General features: G+C 65.5%; 16 protein-coding genes. 6 read left to right on the top strand and 10 right to left on the bottom strand.

The genetic code is table 11. The annotated features are described in order from the left end of the window. The first annotated feature begins 23 nt into the window (after window positions 1-23). Window positions 24-2,696, top strand: a complete 2,673-nt coding sequence (locus IEX97_RS06485; protein WP_188881897.1) for an alpha-L-rhamnosidase — start codon at window positions 24-26, stop codon at window positions 2,694-2,696. A 144-nt stretch (window positions 2,697-2,840) separates the two neighbouring features. On the opposite strand, the gene IEX97_RS06480 is transcribed toward IEX97_RS06485, so the two are convergent. The 5 genes from IEX97_RS06480 to IEX97_RS06460 form a co-directional block, all read right to left on the bottom strand. Continuing rightward, a complete protein-coding gene (locus tag IEX97_RS06480; protein ID WP_188881866.1) occupies window positions 2,841-4,034 on the bottom strand; it encodes a hypothetical protein in 1,194 nt (397 codons plus the stop codon). Further along, window positions 4,031-4,807: an ABC transporter ATP-binding protein gene (locus IEX97_RS06475; RefSeq protein ID WP_188881865.1), complete on the bottom strand. Its 777-nt coding sequence runs from the start codon at window positions 4,805-4,807 to the stop codon at window positions 4,031-4,033. The genes IEX97_RS06480 and IEX97_RS06475 overlap by 4 nt, the downstream gene beginning before the upstream one ends. A 54-nt stretch (window positions 4,808-4,861) precedes the next feature. After that, a complete protein-coding gene (locus IEX97_RS06470; protein WP_229776529.1) occupies window positions 4,862-5,611 on the bottom strand; it encodes an RpnC/YadD family protein in 750 nt (249 codons plus the stop codon). Between the two features lie 415 nt (window positions 5,612-6,026). After that, window positions 6,027-7,388 (bottom strand): TrpB-like pyridoxal phosphate-dependent enzyme, encoded by a 1,362-nt coding sequence (locus IEX97_RS06465; RefSeq protein ID WP_188881863.1) that lies wholly within the window; start codon window positions 7,386-7,388, stop codon window positions 6,027-6,029. A gap of 189 nt (window positions 7,389-7,577) precedes the next feature. Then, window positions 7,578-8,354, bottom strand: coding sequence for a nuclease-related domain-containing protein (locus IEX97_RS06460; RefSeq protein ID WP_188881862.1), 777 nt, complete (start codon window positions 8,352-8,354; stop codon window positions 7,578-7,580). A gap of 183 nt (window positions 8,355-8,537) precedes the next feature. Here IEX97_RS06460 and IEX97_RS06455 point away from each other — a divergent pair, with 183 nt between their 5' ends. Next, window positions 8,538-8,924 (top strand): Uma2 family endonuclease, encoded by a 387-nt coding sequence (locus IEX97_RS06455; RefSeq protein WP_308426190.1) that lies wholly within the window; start codon window positions 8,538-8,540, stop codon window positions 8,922-8,924. A 49-nt stretch (window positions 8,925-8,973) separates the two neighbouring features. Here the strand turns inward: IEX97_RS06455 and IEX97_RS06450 are convergent, their stop codons facing one another. The 3 genes from IEX97_RS06450 to IEX97_RS06440 form a co-directional block, all read right to left on the bottom strand. Then, the gene (locus IEX97_RS06450; RefSeq protein ID WP_188881860.1) at window positions 8,974-9,741 is read right to left on the bottom strand and encodes a LutC/YkgG family protein; all 768 of its coding nucleotides are present in this window, start codon (window positions 9,739-9,741) and stop codon (window positions 8,974-8,976) included. Next, window positions 9,677-11,239, bottom strand: a complete 1,563-nt coding sequence (locus tag IEX97_RS06445; RefSeq protein WP_188881896.1) for a LutB/LldF family L-lactate oxidation iron-sulfur protein — start codon at window positions 11,237-11,239, stop codon at window positions 9,677-9,679. Before IEX97_RS06445 ends, IEX97_RS06450 begins: the two co-directional genes overlap by 65 nt. A gap of 62 nt (window positions 11,240-11,301) precedes the next feature. After that, window positions 11,302-12,051, bottom strand: a complete 750-nt coding sequence (locus tag IEX97_RS06440; RefSeq protein WP_188881859.1) for a (Fe-S)-binding protein — start codon at window positions 12,049-12,051, stop codon at window positions 11,302-11,304. Between the two features lie 226 nt (window positions 12,052-12,277). On the opposite strand from IEX97_RS06440, the gene IEX97_RS06435 reads away from it, so the two are divergent. The 4 genes from IEX97_RS06435 (at window position 12,278) to IEX97_RS06420 (ending at window position 17,552) form a co-directional block, all read left to right on the top strand. Next, entirely contained in the window at window positions 12,278-14,713 is a 2,436-nt protein-coding gene (locus tag IEX97_RS06435) for a YcdB/YcdC domain-containing protein (RefSeq protein WP_188881858.1), read from the top strand. A 346-nt stretch (window positions 14,714-15,059) separates the two neighbouring features. Next, a complete protein-coding gene (locus IEX97_RS06430; RefSeq protein WP_229776527.1) occupies window positions 15,060-15,767 on the top strand; it encodes a CpsD/CapB family tyrosine-protein kinase in 708 nt (235 codons plus the stop codon). A 68-nt stretch (window positions 15,768-15,835) separates the two neighbouring features. Then, entirely contained in the window at window positions 15,836-16,519 is a 684-nt protein-coding gene (locus IEX97_RS06425; protein WP_188881852.1) for a YveK family protein, read from the top strand. Between the two features lie 82 nt (window positions 16,520-16,601). Next, window positions 16,602-17,552, top strand: coding sequence for a polysaccharide deacetylase family protein (locus IEX97_RS06420; RefSeq protein ID WP_188881851.1), 951 nt, complete (start codon window positions 16,602-16,604; stop codon window positions 17,550-17,552). Between the two features lie 91 nt (window positions 17,553-17,643). Here the strand turns inward: IEX97_RS06420 and IEX97_RS06415 are convergent, their stop codons facing one another. Continuing rightward, window positions 17,644-18,747, bottom strand: coding sequence for an SGNH/GDSL hydrolase family protein (locus tag IEX97_RS06415; protein ID WP_188881849.1), 1,104 nt, complete (start codon window positions 18,745-18,747; stop codon window positions 17,644-17,646). A 147-nt stretch (window positions 18,748-18,894) separates the two neighbouring features. After that, the coding region (locus IEX97_RS06410) for an AMP-binding protein (RefSeq protein ID WP_188881848.1) at window positions 18,895-20,107 on the bottom strand (1,213 nt) is incomplete at its 5' end.

Below are 20,107 nucleotides of genomic sequence, written 5' to 3'. Positions count from 1 at the left end.
TTACAGGGAGGTCCCGCAACGTGATGGTCCATCACCTCACCTGCGAATACCGCCGTAATCCCATCGGCATCGACGTGGCCCAGCCGCGGTTCAATTGGCAAATCGACGCCGAGGACCGCGATGTGATGCAGGCGGCCTATCAGATTCAGGTCGCGCGCGCGGACACCTCTTTCACCGAGTGCGTGTGGGACAGCGGCCGCGTGGTATCCGACGCGTCGATCCACGTCACGTATGCGGGCGCTCCGCTGCAGCCGCGCACCCGCTACGAGTGGCGCGTGCGGGTGTGGGACGCGGCGGGAAACACGTCCGACTGGAGTGAAACCGCATTCTTCGAGACCGGGCTGCTGCGGCCGGAGGCGTGGACGGCCGCGTGGATCACGCCGGAATTTGAGACCGAGGACGGCGCGCCGGAAGCCAGCCCGTACCTGCGCAAGGTGTTCACCGTCCGACGCGGAGTGAAATCCGCTCGGGTGTACGTCACCAGCCTCGGCCTGTATGAGCTGCACCTCAACGGCCGCCGCGTCGGGGACTGGGTGCTGACGCCCGGCTGGACCAGCTACCGCAAGCGGCTGCAGTACCAGACGTACGACGTCACCGACATGCTGCAGGCCGGCGAGAACGCCATCGGCGCCATCCTCGGTAACGGTTGGTACAAAGGCGAGCTCGGGTGGCAGGGGCAGCGCAACATCTACGGTACACAGCGAGCGCTCATCCTGCAGCTGCATATCACGTACGAAGACGGATCGGAAGACGTGGTGGTCACGGACAACACATGGAAGGCGCAGACAGGCCCTATCCTCATGTCCGAGATCTACCACGGCGAGACGTACGACGCGCGGCAGGAACTGACCGGCTGGAGCGAACCGGGTTACGACGACAGCGGCTGGGCGCGCACCGTGGTTCTGGACCACCCGAAGGACATCCTCATCGCCCAGGAGAACCTGCCGACGCGCGTCGTGGAGGAGATCCGTCCGGTGGCGGTGCTGACGACCCCCGCGGGCGAGACCGTGATCGATATGGGACAGAACATGGTCGGCTGGGTGCGGTTTGCCGTGACCGCGCCTGCCGGCACGGAGATTGTGCTCCAGCACGCCGAGGTGCTCGACAAGGACGGCAACTTCTACACCGAGAACCTGCGCAGCGCCCGCCAGACCATCCGCTACATCTGCCGCGGCGGCGGCCGGGAGGTGTTTGCGCCCCACTTTACCTTCCAGGGCTTTCGCTACGTGAAGGTCGAAGGCTACCCGGGGCTCGTCTCCCGCGACGACTTCACCGGCTGCGTCGTCCATACCGACATGGAGGTCACCGGCAGCTTCGAGTGCTCGCATCCGCTCGTGAACCAGCTGCAGCACAACATCGTCTGGGGCCAGAAAGGCAACTTCGTCGACGTTCCCACCGACTGCCCGCAGCGCGATGAGCGCCTCGGCTGGACGGGCGATGCCCAGGTGTTCATCCGCACGGCCGCATTCAACATGAACGTGGCACCCTTTTTCACCAAGTGGCTGCGCGACCTGCGCGCCGATCAATACCCGGACGGGCGCGTCCCGCACGTCATCCCGGACGTGTTGCCGGATAGAGGCGGCGGATCGGCGGCGTGGGCGGATGCAGCCGTCATCTGCCCGTGGACCATCTACCTGTGCTACGGCGACGAACGGCTGCTCGCCGAGCAGTACGACAGCATGAAGGCTTGGGTCGAGTACATGCGGCGCCAAGGAGACAATGAATACCTTTTCAACACGGGCTTTCACTTCGGGGACTGGCTGGGCCTGGACGCGAAGGAGGGCAGCTACAAAGGGGCGACGGCGGAGGACTACATCGCGACCGCGTTTTACGCGTATTCCACGCGCCTGTTGGCCCGCGCGGCGCAGGTGCTCGGCAAGGAAGACGACGCCAAGGCGTATTCCGCGTTGCACGAGCGCATCCTGGAGCACTTCCGCCGCGAATTCGTCACGCCGAACGGCCGCCTCGCCGTCCCGACCCAGACGGCGCACGTGCTCGCCCTTTGGTTCGATCTCGTCGCGCCCAAGGACCGGGAGCGGATTGCCCGCACCCTGAACGACATGATTGTCCAGAACGGCGATCACCTGACGACCGGGTTTGTCGGCACGCCGTACCTGTGCTTCGCCCTCTCGGCGAGCGGCTACCACGACACGGCGGTGCGGCTGTTGCTGCAGGAGACGTACCCGTCCTGGCTCTACCCGGTCACCAAGGGCGCCACCACCATCTGGGAGCACTGGGACGGCATCAAGCCGGACGGATCGTTCTGGAGCAAGGACATGAACTCGTTCAACCACTACGCGTACGGTTCCATCGGCGACTGGATGTACCGGGTCTTGGCGGGCATCGACACGGACGAGTCTGCGCCCGGGTACAAGCGCGTGGTCATCCACCCGCACCTCACGCCGCGGCTGTCGTTCGTGCGGGCGGAGCTGCGGACGATGTACGGCTTGGTGCGATCCGCCTGGCGGTGGGAGGACGACCGCGTCGTCATCGAGATCGCGATCCCGGCGAACACCAGCGCCCACGTGGTGCTACCCGGCGCGCGGTTGGCGGACGTGCGCGAAGGCGATGCGCCGCTCGCCCCGGCCGACGCGCGCCCGCGCGGGGTGCGCTCGGTGGCCGAGACGGCGGACGGCGTCGAGGTGGAGGTGGGGTCGGGGATGTACTGTTTTACGTATGCTGTGGCGGAAGTGTAACCCACCGTGGACAAGGGCGGTCCCGCGGGGCCACCAGAGAGGAACGCTCGCGTGATGAAATCGAAACGCGGCTGAACTGGCTGGGCGGCGCTTGGCTGGCGCCGGGAACGCATGCGCCACGCCGCCCGCGCCACGCCGCCCGCTTCATGCTCCCTTGAGGGACATACACAACGCCCACACCCCCGCCGCGCCCAACACCGTCCACCACCGGCAGCGGGCCGCCACCACCTGCAAGCGCCACGGCTCCACCACCGCCTGCTCGCGGATGGGGGTGCGGTACAGCGGCGTGATCGCCAGGTCCCACCACGCGTAGAGCATGAAACCGGAAAATCCGAGGCTGATCCACTTGCCGGCAGGCGGCGCCGTGTAGGCGCTGAACAGCGCGACGGACGTGAGCAACAGTACATCGCGCAGCGTGCCGCGGCGGCGCAGCCCGCGCACCACCAACAACCATACGACCGGGTGCAGCCGGCCCCGGCAAAGGCGGTCCAACGCGCGCCCCACCCACGCGGACAGCCGGCGCCGGCGATAATCGACGCGGCGGGGGGCATCCTCTTCTTCCGGCATCCAGCGGGCCACCAGCGCGCTCGCACGCGCCTGAAACAGCGGGTCCCAGTCCATCCGTGCCGCAAGGGAGACGATAGACCACGCGCAGACGACGCTGCACCCCAACCACACCCAGCTTGCCATGGGCATCCACGTCGGGTACAGAAGCGCGAGGCGGGTGCACCAGGCCAGCGCAACATACGACACATAGCGACCCGCGTGGTAGCCCAGCCTGCGGCGCCACGTCGCTCTGCCTTGCGTGTTGAACAGTTGGCTGATGAGCCGCACGGACGCCTCCAAGACCGACCATCCCAGCAGCCAGAGAAGCCAGGCCCATGCCGGTGCACCGCCAAGCCGTACGAGCGGAAGCGTGCCCAACCATATCAGCAAGGCCCATGGCAAGGTGAACAGGCATGTCTCGGCCCACAGTGTGGCCGCCACCGCGCGGCGCGAGAGCGGAGAGAGAAGCAGAAAGAATCTGTCGCCGCTGGTCAAAGGGATGGCCACCTTGCCGTACCAAGCCGCGTGCGGGAAATAGAGCAAGAGGCTGATGCTGCTGGCGATCACGGTGGCCGCAGACAACCCGGGCAGCTTTGCGCTTGCGCCCAAGGCGACCGTGGGCAACCAGCGATAGAAACGCACCAGCCCCCAGACAAGCAGCGCAACCCCAGGCAAAAACACGTAGATGGCGGTCACCCAGTCGAACACGAGCGAGATGGCCATCCGCCAGAACCGCCCGCGTGCGCGCAGCCGGCGCCACGTCCAAATCGCCAACAGAGTCTCCTGTCTCAACCATGAACCTCCTGCTGCCGGTGATGGTACAGGCGAATGAAGACCTCCTCCAGCGAGCCGTCCGCGCTCGCAGCGGCCGTCCGCAGGTCGGCGAGGGTGCCCTGCGCGAACACCATCCCGTCCATCATGAAGGCGAAGCGATCGCAGAACCGTTCCGCCGAGTCGAGCACGTGCGTCGAGACGAGCACCGCCGCCCCGCCGTCGCGCGCCGATGCCAGGAGAGCCCGCACCTGGCGGATGGCCAACACGTCCAACCCGATGAACGGTTCATCGACGACAAGCACCGAAAAGGGAAACAAAAACGCCAACACGACCATCAGTTTCTGCAAGGTCCCTTTGGAGCACTGGTGCGGAAACTTGTCCATGTGCGGTGTGAGGTTGAGGCGCGCCAGCAATTCCTGAAGGCGTCTCTGTTCGAACGGCGCATCACGACGGCCCGCGCTCCACAACCGCCGCTTCCATTCGATGTGCTCCGCGAGCGTCATATCGGCGTAATACATCGGCTGCTCAGGAATGTACGCCAACTGTTGCCTGACGCGGAAAGGCACCTCATGGCCCTGCAAGTCCCACGCCTCGCCCTGAAACGTGAGGCTGCCCGATGCAACCGGAAACAGGCCGACCAACCCGCCGATGGTCGTCGACTTGCCCGCGCCGTTCGGCCCAATCAGGCCGAGGATCTCACCCCCGTGCAGCGTCAGGCTGACGTCGCGCACGACCGCTTGTCCGCCCCGAAGGATGGTCCAGCCGTCGATGGACAGCGTCTTGGTGGTCAAGGCAGTCATCACCCCGCGCAGCTGTTCCGCTGCATCTCCCTCACCACGGCTGGTTCAACTCATTACCCTGCGCCGGACTTCTTCCGCTTCCTGTTCCGACAGGCCTGTGATCTCGGCGACATCCTTCACAGGTGTTCCCCTGTGGAACAACTCCTCCGCAATCTGAATCGATTTCAGCCGCGCTCCTTCTATACGGCCGATTTGAAATCCTTCCTGACGTCCCTCTTGATACAACTCCTCCACGATTTTGGACACCTTCTTCAACTCCTCTCGCAAACGCGCCCGTTGGGCTTCTTCCAACGTCTGGTCACCAAGCGCCAGAATGGCACTGATCACCAAGTCGCGCTCCGCCTCATCCGGTACGGCGGGAATCAACGCCAACAACCGCTCAAATGCCCGCGTCTCGTCGCGCACTCGCATGTTCATGGCCAACGCCAACCGCAACCGGTCGCCTGGCTCCCAAGCACCTGCAGAGAGGTGCCTCTCCACGGCATCCAGCGCCTCGTCTCCATCCAGTTTCGACAAATATACGTTTTCCACGCGGTATAAGGCTACGCCGATACTCAATTCCTCCGGCGCGTTCGTGACCCCGCCGTGATACATCACCACTGTCCGCACATCCGTCTGATACGCGCGCGCCAATCGCGCGTCGTATTCGAGAAAACGATACAACGCCGGTTCCCGCGTGCTCTGAAACTCCAGATGAAGGATGCGCCCATCCCGCATACGCCACGCCTTGTCGTTCCGCAACGTGTTGGCAGGCAGCTCTGTCGGCAAAGGTTCTCGCAGTTCGACTCCGCGCACCCCAAAAACGTCCAGTGCGCCATCCGATAAGGCGCGCATCAGGGCCTTCATCAGGGTATCCTGTCGGGCCATTGAAAAACCTCGTACCTTCAGTGTAAAAGAAACGGTGCGAGCCAACAATCCTGGTGCAGCAGACCCGTACTGGAATTCGTGGACGGACATCCCACGCGCGTCCAATCCTTGTGCAGACATGATACCACCGCGATCGTTCGCTACCTATACTTGGATTGTAAAAACTGAAATAGATTTGTAATCCGATCGCACACGCAAAAACAGCTTGCCAGCCCCGATTTCGCTTTTAAGCAACAAGAACGAGCCCCAACCCGATTCGGCTCGTCATGAATCAGGTCGGGGCCCGTTGTCCGCCTCGAGCAATCGTTGTCTGTCTCCACCACGGGCGGGGTCAAACGCCGTCTCACCCGCCCACCTTCGGCAACTCCGCCAGCCCGGCGGCGAGCGCCTCCTCCGACAACGGCACATCCTGCAGGTCGCCCGACAGGTACGCCTCGTACGCAGCGAGATCGAAGTGGCCGTGACCGCTGAGGCCGAACAGGATGACCCTGGCCTCACCCGCCTCCTTGGCGCGCAGCGCCTCGTCGATGGCCGCCCGCACCGCATGCGCCGACTCGGGAGCCGGCACGATGCCTTCCGCGCGCGCAAACTGTACGGCCGCCTCGAAGATGGCGGTCTGGTTGTAGGCGACCGCCTCGATGAGCCCGTCGTGGTACAGCTGGCTGACGAGCGGCGAATCGCCGTGGTAGCGCAGCCCGCCCGCGTGGATGCCGGACGGCATGAACGTGTGGCCGAGCGTGTACATCTGCAGCATCGGCGTCAGTTGTGCCGTGTCGCCGAAGTCGTACGCAAACTTGCCGCGCGTCAGCGTCGGGCACGCCTCCGGTTCGACGGCGACGGCGCGGACCTGCTTGCCCTGCGTCAGGCGGTCGTACAGGAACGGGAACGCGATCCCGGCGAAGTTGCTGCCCCCGCCGCAGCACCCGATGACCACGTCCGGGTAGTCGCCCGCTTTCTCCATCTGCTTCTTCGCTTCGAGGCCGATGACCGTCTGGTGCAAGCAGACATGGTTGAGCACGCTGCCGAGGGCGTAGTTGGTGTCCGCACGGCTGGCCGCGTCCTCCACCGCCTCCGAGATGGCGATACCGAGGCTCCCCAGCGAATCGGGATGCTCCGCGAGGATCTTCCGCCCGGCCTCGGTACGATCGCTCGGGCTCGGGATGACCTCTGCCCCGAACGTGGACATCAGGATGCGGCGGTACGGCTTTTGCTGGTAACTCACCTTCACCATATACACCGTGCATGCGAGCCCAAAGAACTGGCACGCCATGCTCAAGGCCGATCCCCACTGTCCCGCGCCGGTCTCGGTGGCGATGCGGCGGATGCCGGCCTGCTTGTTGTAGTAGACCTGCGGAATGGCGGTGTTCAGCTTGTGGCTGCCGGCCGGGCTGACGCCTTCGTACTTATAGTAGATGCGCGCCGGCGTATCGAGCGCCTTCTCCAGCCGGTGCGCCCGGTACAGCGGCGATGGCCGCCACATCCGGTACATCTCCCGCACCGCCTCCGGGATTTCGATCCACCGCTCGCTGCTCACCTCCTGCTCGATGAGCGCCATCGGGAAGATGGCGGCGAGCGCCTCCGGGCCAATCGGCTCTCCGGTGGCCGGGTTGAGCGGCGGCGCCGGCCGGTTGGGCATGTCGGCCGCGATGTTGTACCAGTGCGTCGGGATTTCCTGCTCAGACAAGAGGATTTTCGTCTCAGGCATCCATATCCCACTCCTTGTCGATGAACGGTCACCCCAATCTTTCTGCATCCATAGGCGGCTTCCTGCAAAATCGGCGCCCATCTGCGGATGAGTACCCGATTCCTGACCATAACGGCAGACGGCAAGCCGATGAAAAACCTAGGTTGCTTGCATGTAAGGGCCGATCTCGCCTATTTCACAGCGTGACGATCATTCGGAACCGTGGCCCGCGACAGCTCCGCCCACCTGGCCCGAAACCAACAGCTCAAGCAACAGGCTCCGTATGGATTGTACCCTCTCCGCCGTCAACTCAGGCTTTCGTTTTACAATATGGTCGACCAACCACTTCCCAGGGAGAACCGTCACACCATTCACTGGCCTGCGCACGAGGACGAACGCCCTTGAAAAGACAAGCAGCGGATATACCCTGACTTCAATTCCAAGCCGGCCCTGTATCCAATCTCGTAACCACAGCGCTTCACGCCAAGACTGCTTAATCAAATCCTTCTCAAACGGACGCCCGTTGCGCACCAGCCTCCCGTTCATGTCTACATCCACTTGCCCAGAATGGCTCTTGGTTTCAATAACAAAAACACCGGTTGGACCAATGACGACATGATCGAGATTCCCCACCGCACATTCGATATCGTGAAACACGCTGTAGCCGTCGGGCAAGGATGCTAGCCACCTTTGTACCGTTTCTTCTCCCTTGGCACCACGGTCAAACGCCGACAACCACGTCTCAGGATCGTACTTGTCATTCAAAACCGGCAGACATCCGGCGATGAAGACACCCAATGAAATACATAATAGTATATAACTTCCATAACGCACCAACACGTTGTTGCTGTGAACCCAGTGCCAAGAGAACCAAGCACCCAGACCCCCGAGAATGACATAGGCCAAGAGAATGGCATAAGCGCGGATGGACAAACGACGCCCCCGCTCCTTCGCACTGTGACCGGCGCGGCCAAAATGTTCTGCCACGCGCGTTACCTCCTCTGCTCCCAGATATTCATGAATCTTACTATTTGACCTAAATCGACAAATCCCTGCTACGAAGAACGCAGAGGAGGTCTGGCGTGGCCTTGGGCAACACCGGTGCCGGCGATCCCGTCCTGCAAGCGCACCCAGCAGGCACACATCCGCGATGCTTGACGCGACAACCGACTGCAGGGCGGTCCGTGCGTACCGTACATCGCGCCCATGGACCTGACGTTTGAAGACGACGAGCGAACACAGACCGTCGTACAGCCGGATTTGTTCGTGATGTGCGGCGTGTATCGGCGGGAGCGGCGGATTATCGGCGTCCCGGTCCTGGTCGTTGAAGTGCTTTCGCCGTCCACCGCCACGGTCGACACCATTCGCAAGCTCCATCTCTACGAGCGCGTGGGCGTCAAGGAATATTGGATCGCGGATCCGGATTTGAAAGTTCTGTTCGTATATCAACACGACGGGCAGCGGCTGCGCTTTGTCGGCGAGGTGGGAACAGGAACCGCGCTCCGCTCCGCCGCCCTCCCGGATTTGGAGATCGACGTCCGCCACGTGTTCGCTTGACCTAAGCCTTGGCGGCAGGCTCAGGAGGGCGGCCGCCAGGGCGCCACCCTCACCCCCGCAGCACCAATGCCACCACCGCCGCCGGCCCGTGCACGCCGATGGTGAGATCGTTCTCGATGTCCGACGAACGGCTCGGCCCGGTGATGAAGAACAGCCCCGACGGCATCCCGCCCGATGCCCGGCGCGCTGCGACCTCCGCCAACACCTCGCCCATGCGCGTGCGGATCTGGCTGCTGCGGATGAGGGCGATGTGCACGCTCGGGAGCAGGCTCACCGAGCGCCCACGGCCCGAATCGGCCGCGATCACGATGCTGCCGGTGTCGGCCACCGCCCAGTCGCAATCGGTGATGCCGACGTCCGCCGCCGCGAACACCCGCAGCACCTCCGCGCGCGCCGCCTCCTCGCTCAGCTCACCGCCGCCCGCGTAAGGCCAGACCACCGTCTCCCATTCCGCCAGCACTTCATCCAACGCAAACGCGGCCAGCCCCCCGCCGCCCACAAGGCCAATCCGCCGCGGCCCCAGTTCGCGTAAAACCCGCCGCAGCCCCTCGTGCAGCGCCGCCAGGCTGTCGAACACCTCGGCGTGCCCCCCGAGCTTCCCCAGTTCCGCGCAAAACTTGGCGATCCGCTCCTCCTCCGGCAGCTGATACGCCTGCCAGAACTCCGGCGCGCCCACCGCATCACGCGCCGGGGGTGCGGAGAGCGGCGCACTGCGCCCGAGGCGGCGGGCGATGCGCTCGAAAAACGCCGCCTCATCCACGGTGCTCACCTCCCGCCGGCCCCGCCGGGTCTGAAACGCCGTTGGGTTGTCCGCCACGCATGGCGGCCTGCTGGTGCGCCTCACCTATCGGACGCGCCTTGGCGGATTCCATGCCTGCCGCGCCCGCCGGCCCCAACTCCGCCACAAGCGCCGGGAACCGCTCGCGAAACGGCTGCCGCGCGAGCGCCGGGAAGCTCCGGCTCTGCGTCCAGCCACGGAGCGGCCCCACGCGCGCGTCCATCCGCCCCCTGCGCACGAGCGGCCGCTGCAGGATGCGCGCCGCACGCATGGCCAGCCGGTACCGGCCCAGGTGCGCGAACACGGCGCGAAAGGCGCCAAACGCCGCCCGCTCCGCCGGCTTCACCCAGCCGCGGGCCACGTTGCGCTGGCGCAGGTGAACGAGCATGTCGTGGAGGGGGATCTTCACCGGGCAGGCTTCGAAACACGCGCCGCACAGGCTTGACGCGTACGGCAAATCGGCGTACTGCTCCCCGTCGCGCAACAGCGGCGAGAGCACCGCGCCGATGGGCCCCGGATACACCGACCCGTACGCATGGCCGCCGATGTGGCGGTAGACCGGGCAGACGTTCAGGCACGCCCCGCAGCGGATGCAGTGGAGCACCGGCTGGAATGCCGGATCGCCCAATTGCGCCGAGCGGCCGTTGTCGAGGATGACCACGTGCAGCTCGTCCGGTCCGTCGATCTCGCCTTGCCGGCGCGGGCCGGTGATGACCGTCATGTACGCGGTCAGCTTTTGCCCCGTCGCGCTGCGCGGCAGCAGGTTCGCCATGACCTCCAGGTCCGCCCACGCCGGAATGATCCGCTCCATCCCCATCGTCACGATGTGGGTGCGCGGCAAAGTGCTCACCATCCGGCCGTTGCCCTCATTGGTGAACAGGACGATGGACCCCGTCTCGGCAATCCCGAAGTTGCACCCCGTGAGGCCGACGTCGGCGGCGAGAAACTTCTCGCGCAGGGTCCGGCGCGCGAAGGCGGCCAAATCGCGCGTCTCGGTGGAGAGGTCCTCGCCCCCCGCCGCCGCGAACAGGTCGCGGATCTGCCCGCGCGTCTTGTGGATGGCCGGGATGATGATGTGCGACGGCGCCTCGTGCACCAACTGGATGATGTACTCGCCGAGATCGGTCTCCACCACCTCCACGCCGTCCTCCGCCAGGCGGTGGTTGAGGTGGATCTCCTCGGAGACCATCGACTTCGATTTGACGACGAGGCGGCCTTGCTTTTCGCGCACGATGCCGGCCACCGTCTCCGCCGCCTCATGCGCATCCACCGCAAAGTAGACCTTCGCCCCCGCCGCGCGCAGGTTGTCGACGAACTGGCGCAGGTAGTAGTCGAGGTGCTCGACGGTGTGTGCGCGGATCTGGCGCCCCCGCTCGCGCCACTCCTCCCAGCGGCCCAGTTCCTCCGCCGCCGCCTGCTTGCGCCCGCGCAGCCTGTCCGTCGTAAACCGCACGGCCCCGCGCAGAAACTCGTCCTGCAGCGCCGCCCGTGCCCGCGCCTGCACCCCGCCTGCACCCGGCCGCGCCGCCGGCCGCATCGCCACAGACTCCGCCGCGCCCGCCTGCGCCGGGCCCACTTCACGCACCTGCTCGATCCCGCTCATCCCACGCGCCTCCCTTCCGCCAGTACGACGCCTTCGTACAGCAACTCGGCCAGGTGCATCACCTGCACCGGCCGCCCCTCCCGCGCCAGGCGGCCCCCGATGTTCATCAGGCAGCCCATGTCGGTCCCGACCAGGACCTCGGCCCCCGTCTCCGCGACGTGCGCCGCCTTCTCCGCCACCATCGCGGTGGAGATGTCCCCCATCTTCACCGCGAACGTGCCGCCAAAACCGCAGCAGTCCTCCGCGTAGGGCAGCGGCACAAGCTCGATGTCCCGCACCTTCGCCAACAGCTGCTGCGGCTCATCCCGCACGCCGAGCAGGCGGCTGCCGTGGCACGACGGGTGGTATGTCACCCGGTGCGGAAAGCAGGCGCCGACGTCCGTTACGCCGAGCACCCGGACGACAAATTGGGAGAATTCGTAGGATTTGCGGATGAGCTCGTCCGCCAGGCGCGCAGCGCGATCGTCCCCGCGAAACAATTCAGGAAAGTAGTGGTGCACCATCCCTGTGCACGATCCCGACGGCGACACGACGTAATCCGCGCCGGCGAACGCCTCGAGCAGGGTGGCGCCCACCGCCCGCGCCTCCTCCGCGTACCCGCTGTTGAATGCCGGCTGGCCGCAGCACGTCTGCCCCGCTGGCAGCATCACTTCGACGCCGAGCCGGTGCAAGAGCCGCACCATGCTTTCGCCCACCTGGGGGAAGAGATTGTCGACGAGGCAGGTGATGAACAGCGCCACGCGCATGCACGGTCCCTTCCTTCTCGTGGACTCACCCCCACCATAGACGTATTCCGACATAAAGTCAACCAAAACCGCACATTCACAGATGCCCAATCCCGCGCTTGTGTCCCGCCTCTGTAACATCCTGCTCCCATCCGCGTCTATTTTTATGCATGGTCACGATGCAACCACGGCCACGGAATGAGACAAGAAAGGTAGTCCCGGCAGGAGAAAGGAAGGAGACGAGCCGATGAAACGACGTCTTGGCACAGGAGCCGCCCTGTGTATCCTGCTTGGCTCCACGTTGACGAGCCCGGCAGCGTTCGCGGCCACCAGCGTCAGCCACCACTTGGCCGCACGCGTCCATCAGCCCACGACCACAAGCGCCAGTCACCGCTTGGCCGCCGGCAAAATCGCCGGCGCCAAAGCCAAGACCGATCCCGCCGTCAAGCCGAAGCTCAGCCTCGATGACGCGCGGCGGATCGTCGAGACGACGTTCGCCATCCCTTCGACGTTCACGCTGCAGAACGAGTCGTACAACAGCGATCCATCCGGTGCGGCCACCTACACGCTCTACTACGTCTCGTCCGATCCGGCCACGCCGCAGGCGTCCATCAACGCCCAGGTGGACGCGAACACCGGGCGGATCATCAGCTATGCCCGCAACTACCCGGGCAGCAACCGTTTTGTCTTCCCGGTGCCCACCACGGCCGACCAAGCGCAGCAGACAGCCATCCAGTGGGTGCAGAAGCTGTACCCGGACCAGTACGGATCGCTCAAGCTGCAGCCGCTCACCCCGCAGCCCGGACCGCTGCAGGGGCCCATCCAGTACACGTTCACCTTCACGCGCATGGTGAACGGCATCCCGGCTCCGTTTGACGGCGTCAGCGTCACCATTGACCAGAACGGCCGCCTGGTGTCGGTGAACGACAACTGGACCGACCTGCCGTTCCCGGACCCGGGCAAGGCCATCGGCCAGGCGGACGCCAACCGGTTGTACAACCAAGCCCTGCAGATCCATCTCGCCTATAACCAAGTGTGGAAAGGCGGCGGCGCGTCCGCGCAGACGGAGTTGGTGTACGTGCAGGACACAGAGGGCCGCCCCGTGTGGTGGACGGGCGGATTCACCAACCAGCAGGTGGCGGCGCCCGTCCTCAACGCCCTCACCGGCCAGGTCGTCGACGCCACCGGCCAAGCCTACACGCCCGCCCCGTATCAGGTGCCCAAGCCCATCGACCCCAACGGCCCGGTCAAACCGCTGCCGTGGAACAAGGTGAACTGGACGCAGGACCATGCCCAGAGCTATGCTCAAAGCGTCCTTTCCATTCCGAGCGGCGCCAAGCTGCAGACCGTCTATCAGTACCAAGGGGCGGGCAGCGACACCACCTGGAGCTTCTCCTGGCTGTTGCCGGACGGGAGCCAGGTGAACGCTTCCGTCGACGCCACCTACGGTTTCCTGCAGAGCTATTCCAACTCCAACCTGGTGATCGCCATGGCGAAGTCAGCCGCCCTCATCGCCAGCGGTCAGGCGAGCTCTGCAGGCGCAACGGCCGCGCCCGCCCCGGCCAGCAAACCGGCGCCGCCGACCCAGCAGCAGATCCTCGACGCCGCCACCGCGTTCGTCCGCAAGGTGTTCGCCGGCGACACGGGCGCGGTCGCCGTGCTGCCGCAGCCCGTGTATCCCGGGAAGACGAACACCGGCCTGACGACGGGCTTCCAGGTGCAGGTGTTCGCCAACGGCATCCCGGACATGGAACTAACCGGCTATGTACAGGTCGACGCGAACACCGGCCAGGTCGCAAATTTCTGGTTCAGCACGAACAACTTGGGTGAGAGCCTGCCCAATCCACGGCTTGCTGTGGCGGCCGACCAAGCCAAGCAGACTTGGATGCAGGCACAGCCTTTGCAGCTCGTGTACCTGAAGACCGAGCCCACCCCCGTCACCCAACCGGGCGGCACCAGCACCGCGCCGCAGGTCATCCTCGCCTGGGCACCGATGTACCCTGCGGGCAGCGACGACGTGTTCAACGCCGTGACCGGTCAATTCGAATCGACCGGCGTGCCGGCACCGTACGCCGGCCCCATCCAGGACCTGAACGGCGTCGCCGCCGCGCCGCAGATCCAGCTGCTTGTCCAGCGTGAACTCATCCCGGTGGACAGCGGGGGTTACGTCCACCCGACCCAGGCCATGACCAACGCCGCGTTCGTGAAGCTCCTTGTCGACGCGCTCGGCCAGCAATACCGGTACGATCCGCTGCTCGCCCAGTCGGCAGCCTTGGCGTCCGCCCTCAGCCGCGTGCCCGCCGGGTCGCCGGCGTACAACGAAATTGCGGTGGCGTATGAACTGGGCTGGATCCCGGCCGACGTCACGTTTGCGCCGGATGAGCCGGTGACGCGGACGTTCGCCGCACAGATCCTGGCACGGGCGCTCAACTTCGCGCCATTGCTCGCGCACCCGGAGGCGCTTAATCTGCCTGCGGCCGACGTCGCGTCCATCCCGGACGACGCGTACGCCGCGTGCGCGCTGGCGTACGCCCTGGGTCTGTTCCCGCTGCAGGACAACCAGTTCAACCCCGGCGGTCCCGTGACCCTCGCCGATGCGGCCGTCGCCGTGGTCCAGGCGGCCGTCGTCTACGGCGAGGAGGGCGGCGGCTCCTTCCCCGGCCCGCGGCCGCTCAACGGATGACGAGGGTTGGCGATGCGGCCTTCGGGTCACGATGTAAGCTCCGGGTGACGAGGCAGACCCAGGGTGCGCGCTGCGGCGGCACCTGGGGGCAGGATCAGAAAAAGGGCAGGGCACACTGCGGATCGCCTGCAAGCATGCGGGCGATCCGCTTTGTGTTCGCAGACAGGAATTTGGCCGTTCCTGTCGAAGTTCTACGGGTCAGATCGACAGGCGTACCGGATTGAAACCGTGTTTGCGGCGGCCTCCTTTTCCCCTGTTCGGTCCGCCCCGCAGCAGAATGACCTTAAAAAATTCCCGTGCCGGCAATGCGCACGGATGTGATGCTGTGCGAAGGAGTGGTCGAGACGTGCCGGCGAAGAAATCTGTGGAAAAACTGGTTGCCGAGGTCAATCCGCGTTCACCCATCGCGGAAGCGTACCGGACCATCCGGACAAACATCCAATTTGCCGCCGTCGCACGCGACATCCGCGTCCTGCTGGTGACCAGCACCATGCCTGGTGAGGGCAAGACGGCCACCGCCGCCAATCTCGCGGTCGTCTCGGCGCAAGCCGGCAAAAAGGTGCTTTTGGTGGACGCGGATCTGCGCAAACCCCAGGTCCATCAACGCTTTCAGGTGTCCAACCTGGATGGTTTGAGCAACGCCCTCATCAAGGAGCGTCCGCTCTCCGAGTGCATCATCCAGTCCCCCAACACACCCGGCCTGTGGTTGCTGCCCAGCGGACCCATCCCGCCCAACCCGTCCGAAATGCTGGCCAGCGCCGCTTTCTCCGGCTTGGTGGAGGAGATGTCTCGTGAGTTCGATCTGCTGATCCTCGACAGCCCGCCTGTGCTGTCCGTCGCGGATGCCCTCATTTTGTCCCAGGTGGCGCACGGCGTGCTGTTCGTGGTCGATGCCCAGCGAACCCATCGTCAATTGGCACAAAAAGCGGTGGCCGCGCTGCGCCAGGTCAATGCGCATCTGTTGGGGGCCGTGCTCAACCGTGTGGACCGCCGCGGGACGGAAGGATATTACTACTATTATTCCCACTACTACAGCAGCCAGGCGACGGTGTGAAGTCATTTGGCCTGCAGCACAAATCACGAAGATCGGCCGACACATCCTTGCAGCGAGAGGTGCACAGCGTGGAAGAGATTGAACTGCGAGCGTACTGGGCCATCATCCGCAAGCGGTGGGTTTTGGTCATCACCATCCCGCTCATTGCCGCCTTGGTCAGCGCACTGGTCTCCATATACCTGCTCAAGCCGCAGTACGAGGCGGACACCACCCTCCTCGTCAACCAGCAGAACCAGGCCAACCAGAACGCGGCACTCGATTACCAAGGCATCATCGCTTCCCAGGCGTTGGTCAACACGTACAGCGACATCATCCGCAGCCAAACGGTCGAGCGCACCGTCATTCAGCAATTGCATCTTCCGTACAGCGTCAAGGAACTCGACAGCATGATCAAGGTGACGGCCCCCAATCAGTCGCAGGTCATCACCCTCAGTGTCACCGCGCCCAGCCAGCCGCTCGCGGTGCGGATTGCCAACACGTTGGCTCGGGTGTTTCAGGTCAAGGCGCAGGATTGGATGACCATCAAGAACGTGCAGATCATCGATCCCGCCGTCGTCACCCCGGACGCGAAACCGGTGAAGCCCAACAAGAAATTAAACGTGGCGGTGGCGTTCATCCTCGGCCTGATGGTGAGCGTGGGCCTCGCGTTTTTGCTTGAGTACCTGGATTACCGCATCCGCACGGAGGAAGAGGTGCAACAATACTTGGGGCTGCCGGTGCTCGGCACGGTGATGGAGTACAACGGTGACTGATCCACCCTCATATGGCCTGGTGTACCCGTGCGGTCGCCCAACGCATACGCTGTCACAAACCATCTCCCGGAGGTGACCGCGCATGGCGTACCCAGGCTCCTCACGCTCCGTAAGCTCCGCCCCCCATGCCCCTTGGCGCATTCCTGACCCATGGTCCGCGCCGGATCCATGGCCTGCGCCGGAGCCGTGGTTCACGCCTGACCCATGGTTCTTGCAGCCACCGTACGCTTGGGCAGGCTATCCGGTTGAACATCCGCTGACGTTCCCGGTGGTTGACGCCTGGCGGCATGTGCCGCACGCCTGGCGGCAAGCGCCCGCACATGCCGGCGGCCCGGAGCGGATCACGGAACGGCCGCCGCGGGCGCACCACATCGACTGGCACGCCCGTTACCCGAACGACATCATCCTGCACGGACCGACGGATCGCAAGGCCATCGCGCTTACGTTTGACGACGGCCCGGACGACGTGTGGACGCCGCAAATTTTGCGCATTCTCGCCCAATACCAAGTGAAGGCCACGTTCTTCTGCGTCGGGCAACGGGTGCAGCAATCGCCGCGCGTGCTGCAGCAGATCTATCGCGAAGGGCATGTGGTGGGAAACCACTCGTGGAGCCACCCGAACCTGACCCGGCTGTCGCCTGCCGAGGTCCGGGCGGAAGTGGAGCGCACGAGCGACGAGATACAACGCCTCCTCGGCGTGCGGCCATACCTGTTCCGGCCTCCTTACGGCGCGCTCAGCGATGAGGTCATTCGCGAGGTCGTCGCCATGGGGTACAAAATCGTGTTTTGGAACGTCGACAGCCTCGATTGGGCGGGGTTGACCGGACCGCAGGTCGCCGCCAACGTCTTGGCGCACGCCGGGCCTGGGGCCATCGTCCTGATGCATTCCGCAGGCGGCACCGGCGAGGGCCGGGAGCCGACCGTGCAATCGCTGCCGTACATCATCGTGACGCTGCGGCGGTTCGGCTACACGTTCGTCACCGTGCCCGAATTGACCGGCATCCCTGCGTATCAACCGCAGGCCCCCGGCTGACCCGGGCGAAGCTTGTAACCCGGGCGAGGCTTGACCGGCCGGGCGCCGTCGCGCGGCGGGCCGCAATCGGCACCGCCAAACCGCAGTGCCGTCAGATACCTGGCGGCAGCTCGATGCGCTGATGCAGCACCTCCTGGCTCAGGCGGCGGATGGCGGCGAGCTTACGCGCCGAAAGCTCCAGCCGCACCGGCACCAGGTGCGTGAACTGGCGCAACATCCCGCGCTCCAAAAACTCCGCCGCCAACTCGTGGCCCGCGGCGTTGGGATGCCACGCGTCCGCCATCAACGGCTGATACGGCAGGTGGTTCTCCGCCAGGTAGTCTTTCATGGCATGGAACACATCGACCGCCGCCACGTCCGGGCTGCGGAGGCTCTGCACCACGTCGAGTTCCGCCTGCAGGTACTGCGGCTGCAGGTCTTTGTACGCGGTGTACGACGCCTTCGACACCGGCGGCGTGACGACGAGCACCTTCGCCCCGTGGGCGAGTGCCATCTCCATCTGCCAGGCGACCGCGTCGCGAAAGACCGGCACCGGAGTGCGTTTCGCCGCGTCGTTCAGCGTCCCCCACGCAATGACCACCAGGTCGGGGCGCACCTCTTCCAGCCAACGCGGGTAATCGGCGGCAATTCCGCCCGCCAGCGCGCCCGGGATGGCGCGGTTGTAGACCACGAACGGCACCCGCGTTTGCGCGGAAAGCCAGCGGAACGCCCTGTCCATGTACCCGCCTTCCTCATCCCGCCAGCCGCGGGCCACGGAAGCGCCAATCACGAGCACGCGCACGGACGGATCGCGGGCCGGAGGAAGCGGTGCCGGGGATAAGGTCCCCGCGGCCTGGTCATCCCCCCTGCCCGGTTCAGCGCCGGCGCGGCCATCGTCGGCCGCCGGGGAGGCACCTGCGGCGGCAGGGGCATCCACCCGCCCGGGCACGGCGTCGGGTTGTGTGCCGGCAAGGGCAACGCCCGCCGCCGTCCCTGCGCCCTTCACCTGCGTCTCGACTTCGGATGTCATACGGCCAACCACCGCAACGGTACGCACCATAGCCCCAGTTTGGTTGATATGGCGAGAATGCACCACGCTCACTTCCCGCACCGGGGTGCTTGCCCATGCCACCGTCCCCGCCTGCCAGGCCGCCGCCAAAGCGGTGCAGGCACACGCGAACAAGCACCCCGCCCATTTCCACATGCGGCGTCTCATCGTCGTTCGCCTCCTGGTTGTCCGCTTCCGGCGCGCGCAGGCTCACCCCGCGCCGCCGGATTCCCTGCGTTGCACATCGGCGCAGACTCCGATCCGCCTTCATACTTCATCCTGACGGGGCCGCTCGCGGAACGCAATCGCGCTCGCTCAACGCGGCTGTCCCTGCGCCACGAGCACCTGCTCGCGCAGGCGGTGGCGCTGCACCTTGCCCGTCGGACCCACCGGGATGTCGTCGACCAAGTGGAAGTCGGCCGGGCACTTGTAGCTCGACAGCGAGGATTGGCACAACTGGCGCAGCGCCTCCTTGAACGCCGCCTCATCGTGCACCATGCCCTCTTCGGGCACCACATACGCCAGCACCTTTTCGCCGTACAGCTCGTCCGGCAGGCCGATCACGGCCACCTGCTTGACTGCGGGGTGCTGGGCGATGACCTCCTCCACTTCGCGCGGACTCACCTTTTGCCCCGCGCGGTTGATCATCTCCTTCGTCCGGCCGGTGATGTAGACGTACCCTTCCTCGTCCACATAGCCCATGTCCCCTGTGTGGAACCAGCCGCCGCGAAACGTCTCCGGCCCTGCGTCGCCGTACGCGTACGACGTGATCACGCTCTCGCCGCGGATGACGATCTCGCCAATCTCCCCCGGCGGCAGTTCCCGGTCGTTCCCGTCCACCACCCGCAGCTCGACGCCGCACGGCAGACCCACCGAACCGATCTTCCGCTTGCCCGGCGGCAACGGATTCACGCACACCTGGCTCGCCGCCTCCGTCAACCCGTACGACTCGATGACGGGGATGCCGAACTTCGCCTCGAAGCGGCGCGCCACAAACGCCGGCAGCGGGGCGGAAGCGGATCGCAAAAACCGCAGCGACGCCGGGACGCGCGGCGGATCGGTAGCTTTGACGAGGATGCCGATGACCGTCGGCACCGCGGACGCCCACGTGACCCGGTACCGCGCCACCGTGTCCCAGAAGCGGGACTTGCTGAACTTCTCCTCGATGACCATCCGCCCGCCCGACAACAGGGTCGACAGCAGCGCCACCACCTGAGCGTTGATGTGGAACAGCGGCAGGAACACGTACGACACGTCGGCCGGCGTCAGGCGATGGGATGCGATCACGTTGCGCGCCGTGGCCATCACCTGCCGGTGCGTGAGCGCGACGCCCTTCGGCAGCCCGGTGGTGCCGGAGGTGAAGAGCAGGATGGCCACGTCCTCCTCGTCCGGGTGGCTGGCGTCGCGTGCGGCGGCGTCCGCCGCCTCCGCTTTGTCCGTCGCCGCAGCCACGGGCGCCGCCACCCCGGGCGCCGCCTCAGCCCCAGGCTCAGCCCCGGACGCTGCCACCCCGGGCGTCGCCGCGATG

Source organism: Paenalicyclobacillus cellulosilyticus (assembly GCF_014647315.1).
GTDB classification, from domain to species: Bacteria; Bacillota; Bacilli; order Alicyclobacillales; family Alicyclobacillaceae; genus Alicyclobacillus_J; species Alicyclobacillus_J cellulosilyticus.
This window is presented reverse-complemented; position numbering and strand designations above follow the sequence as displayed.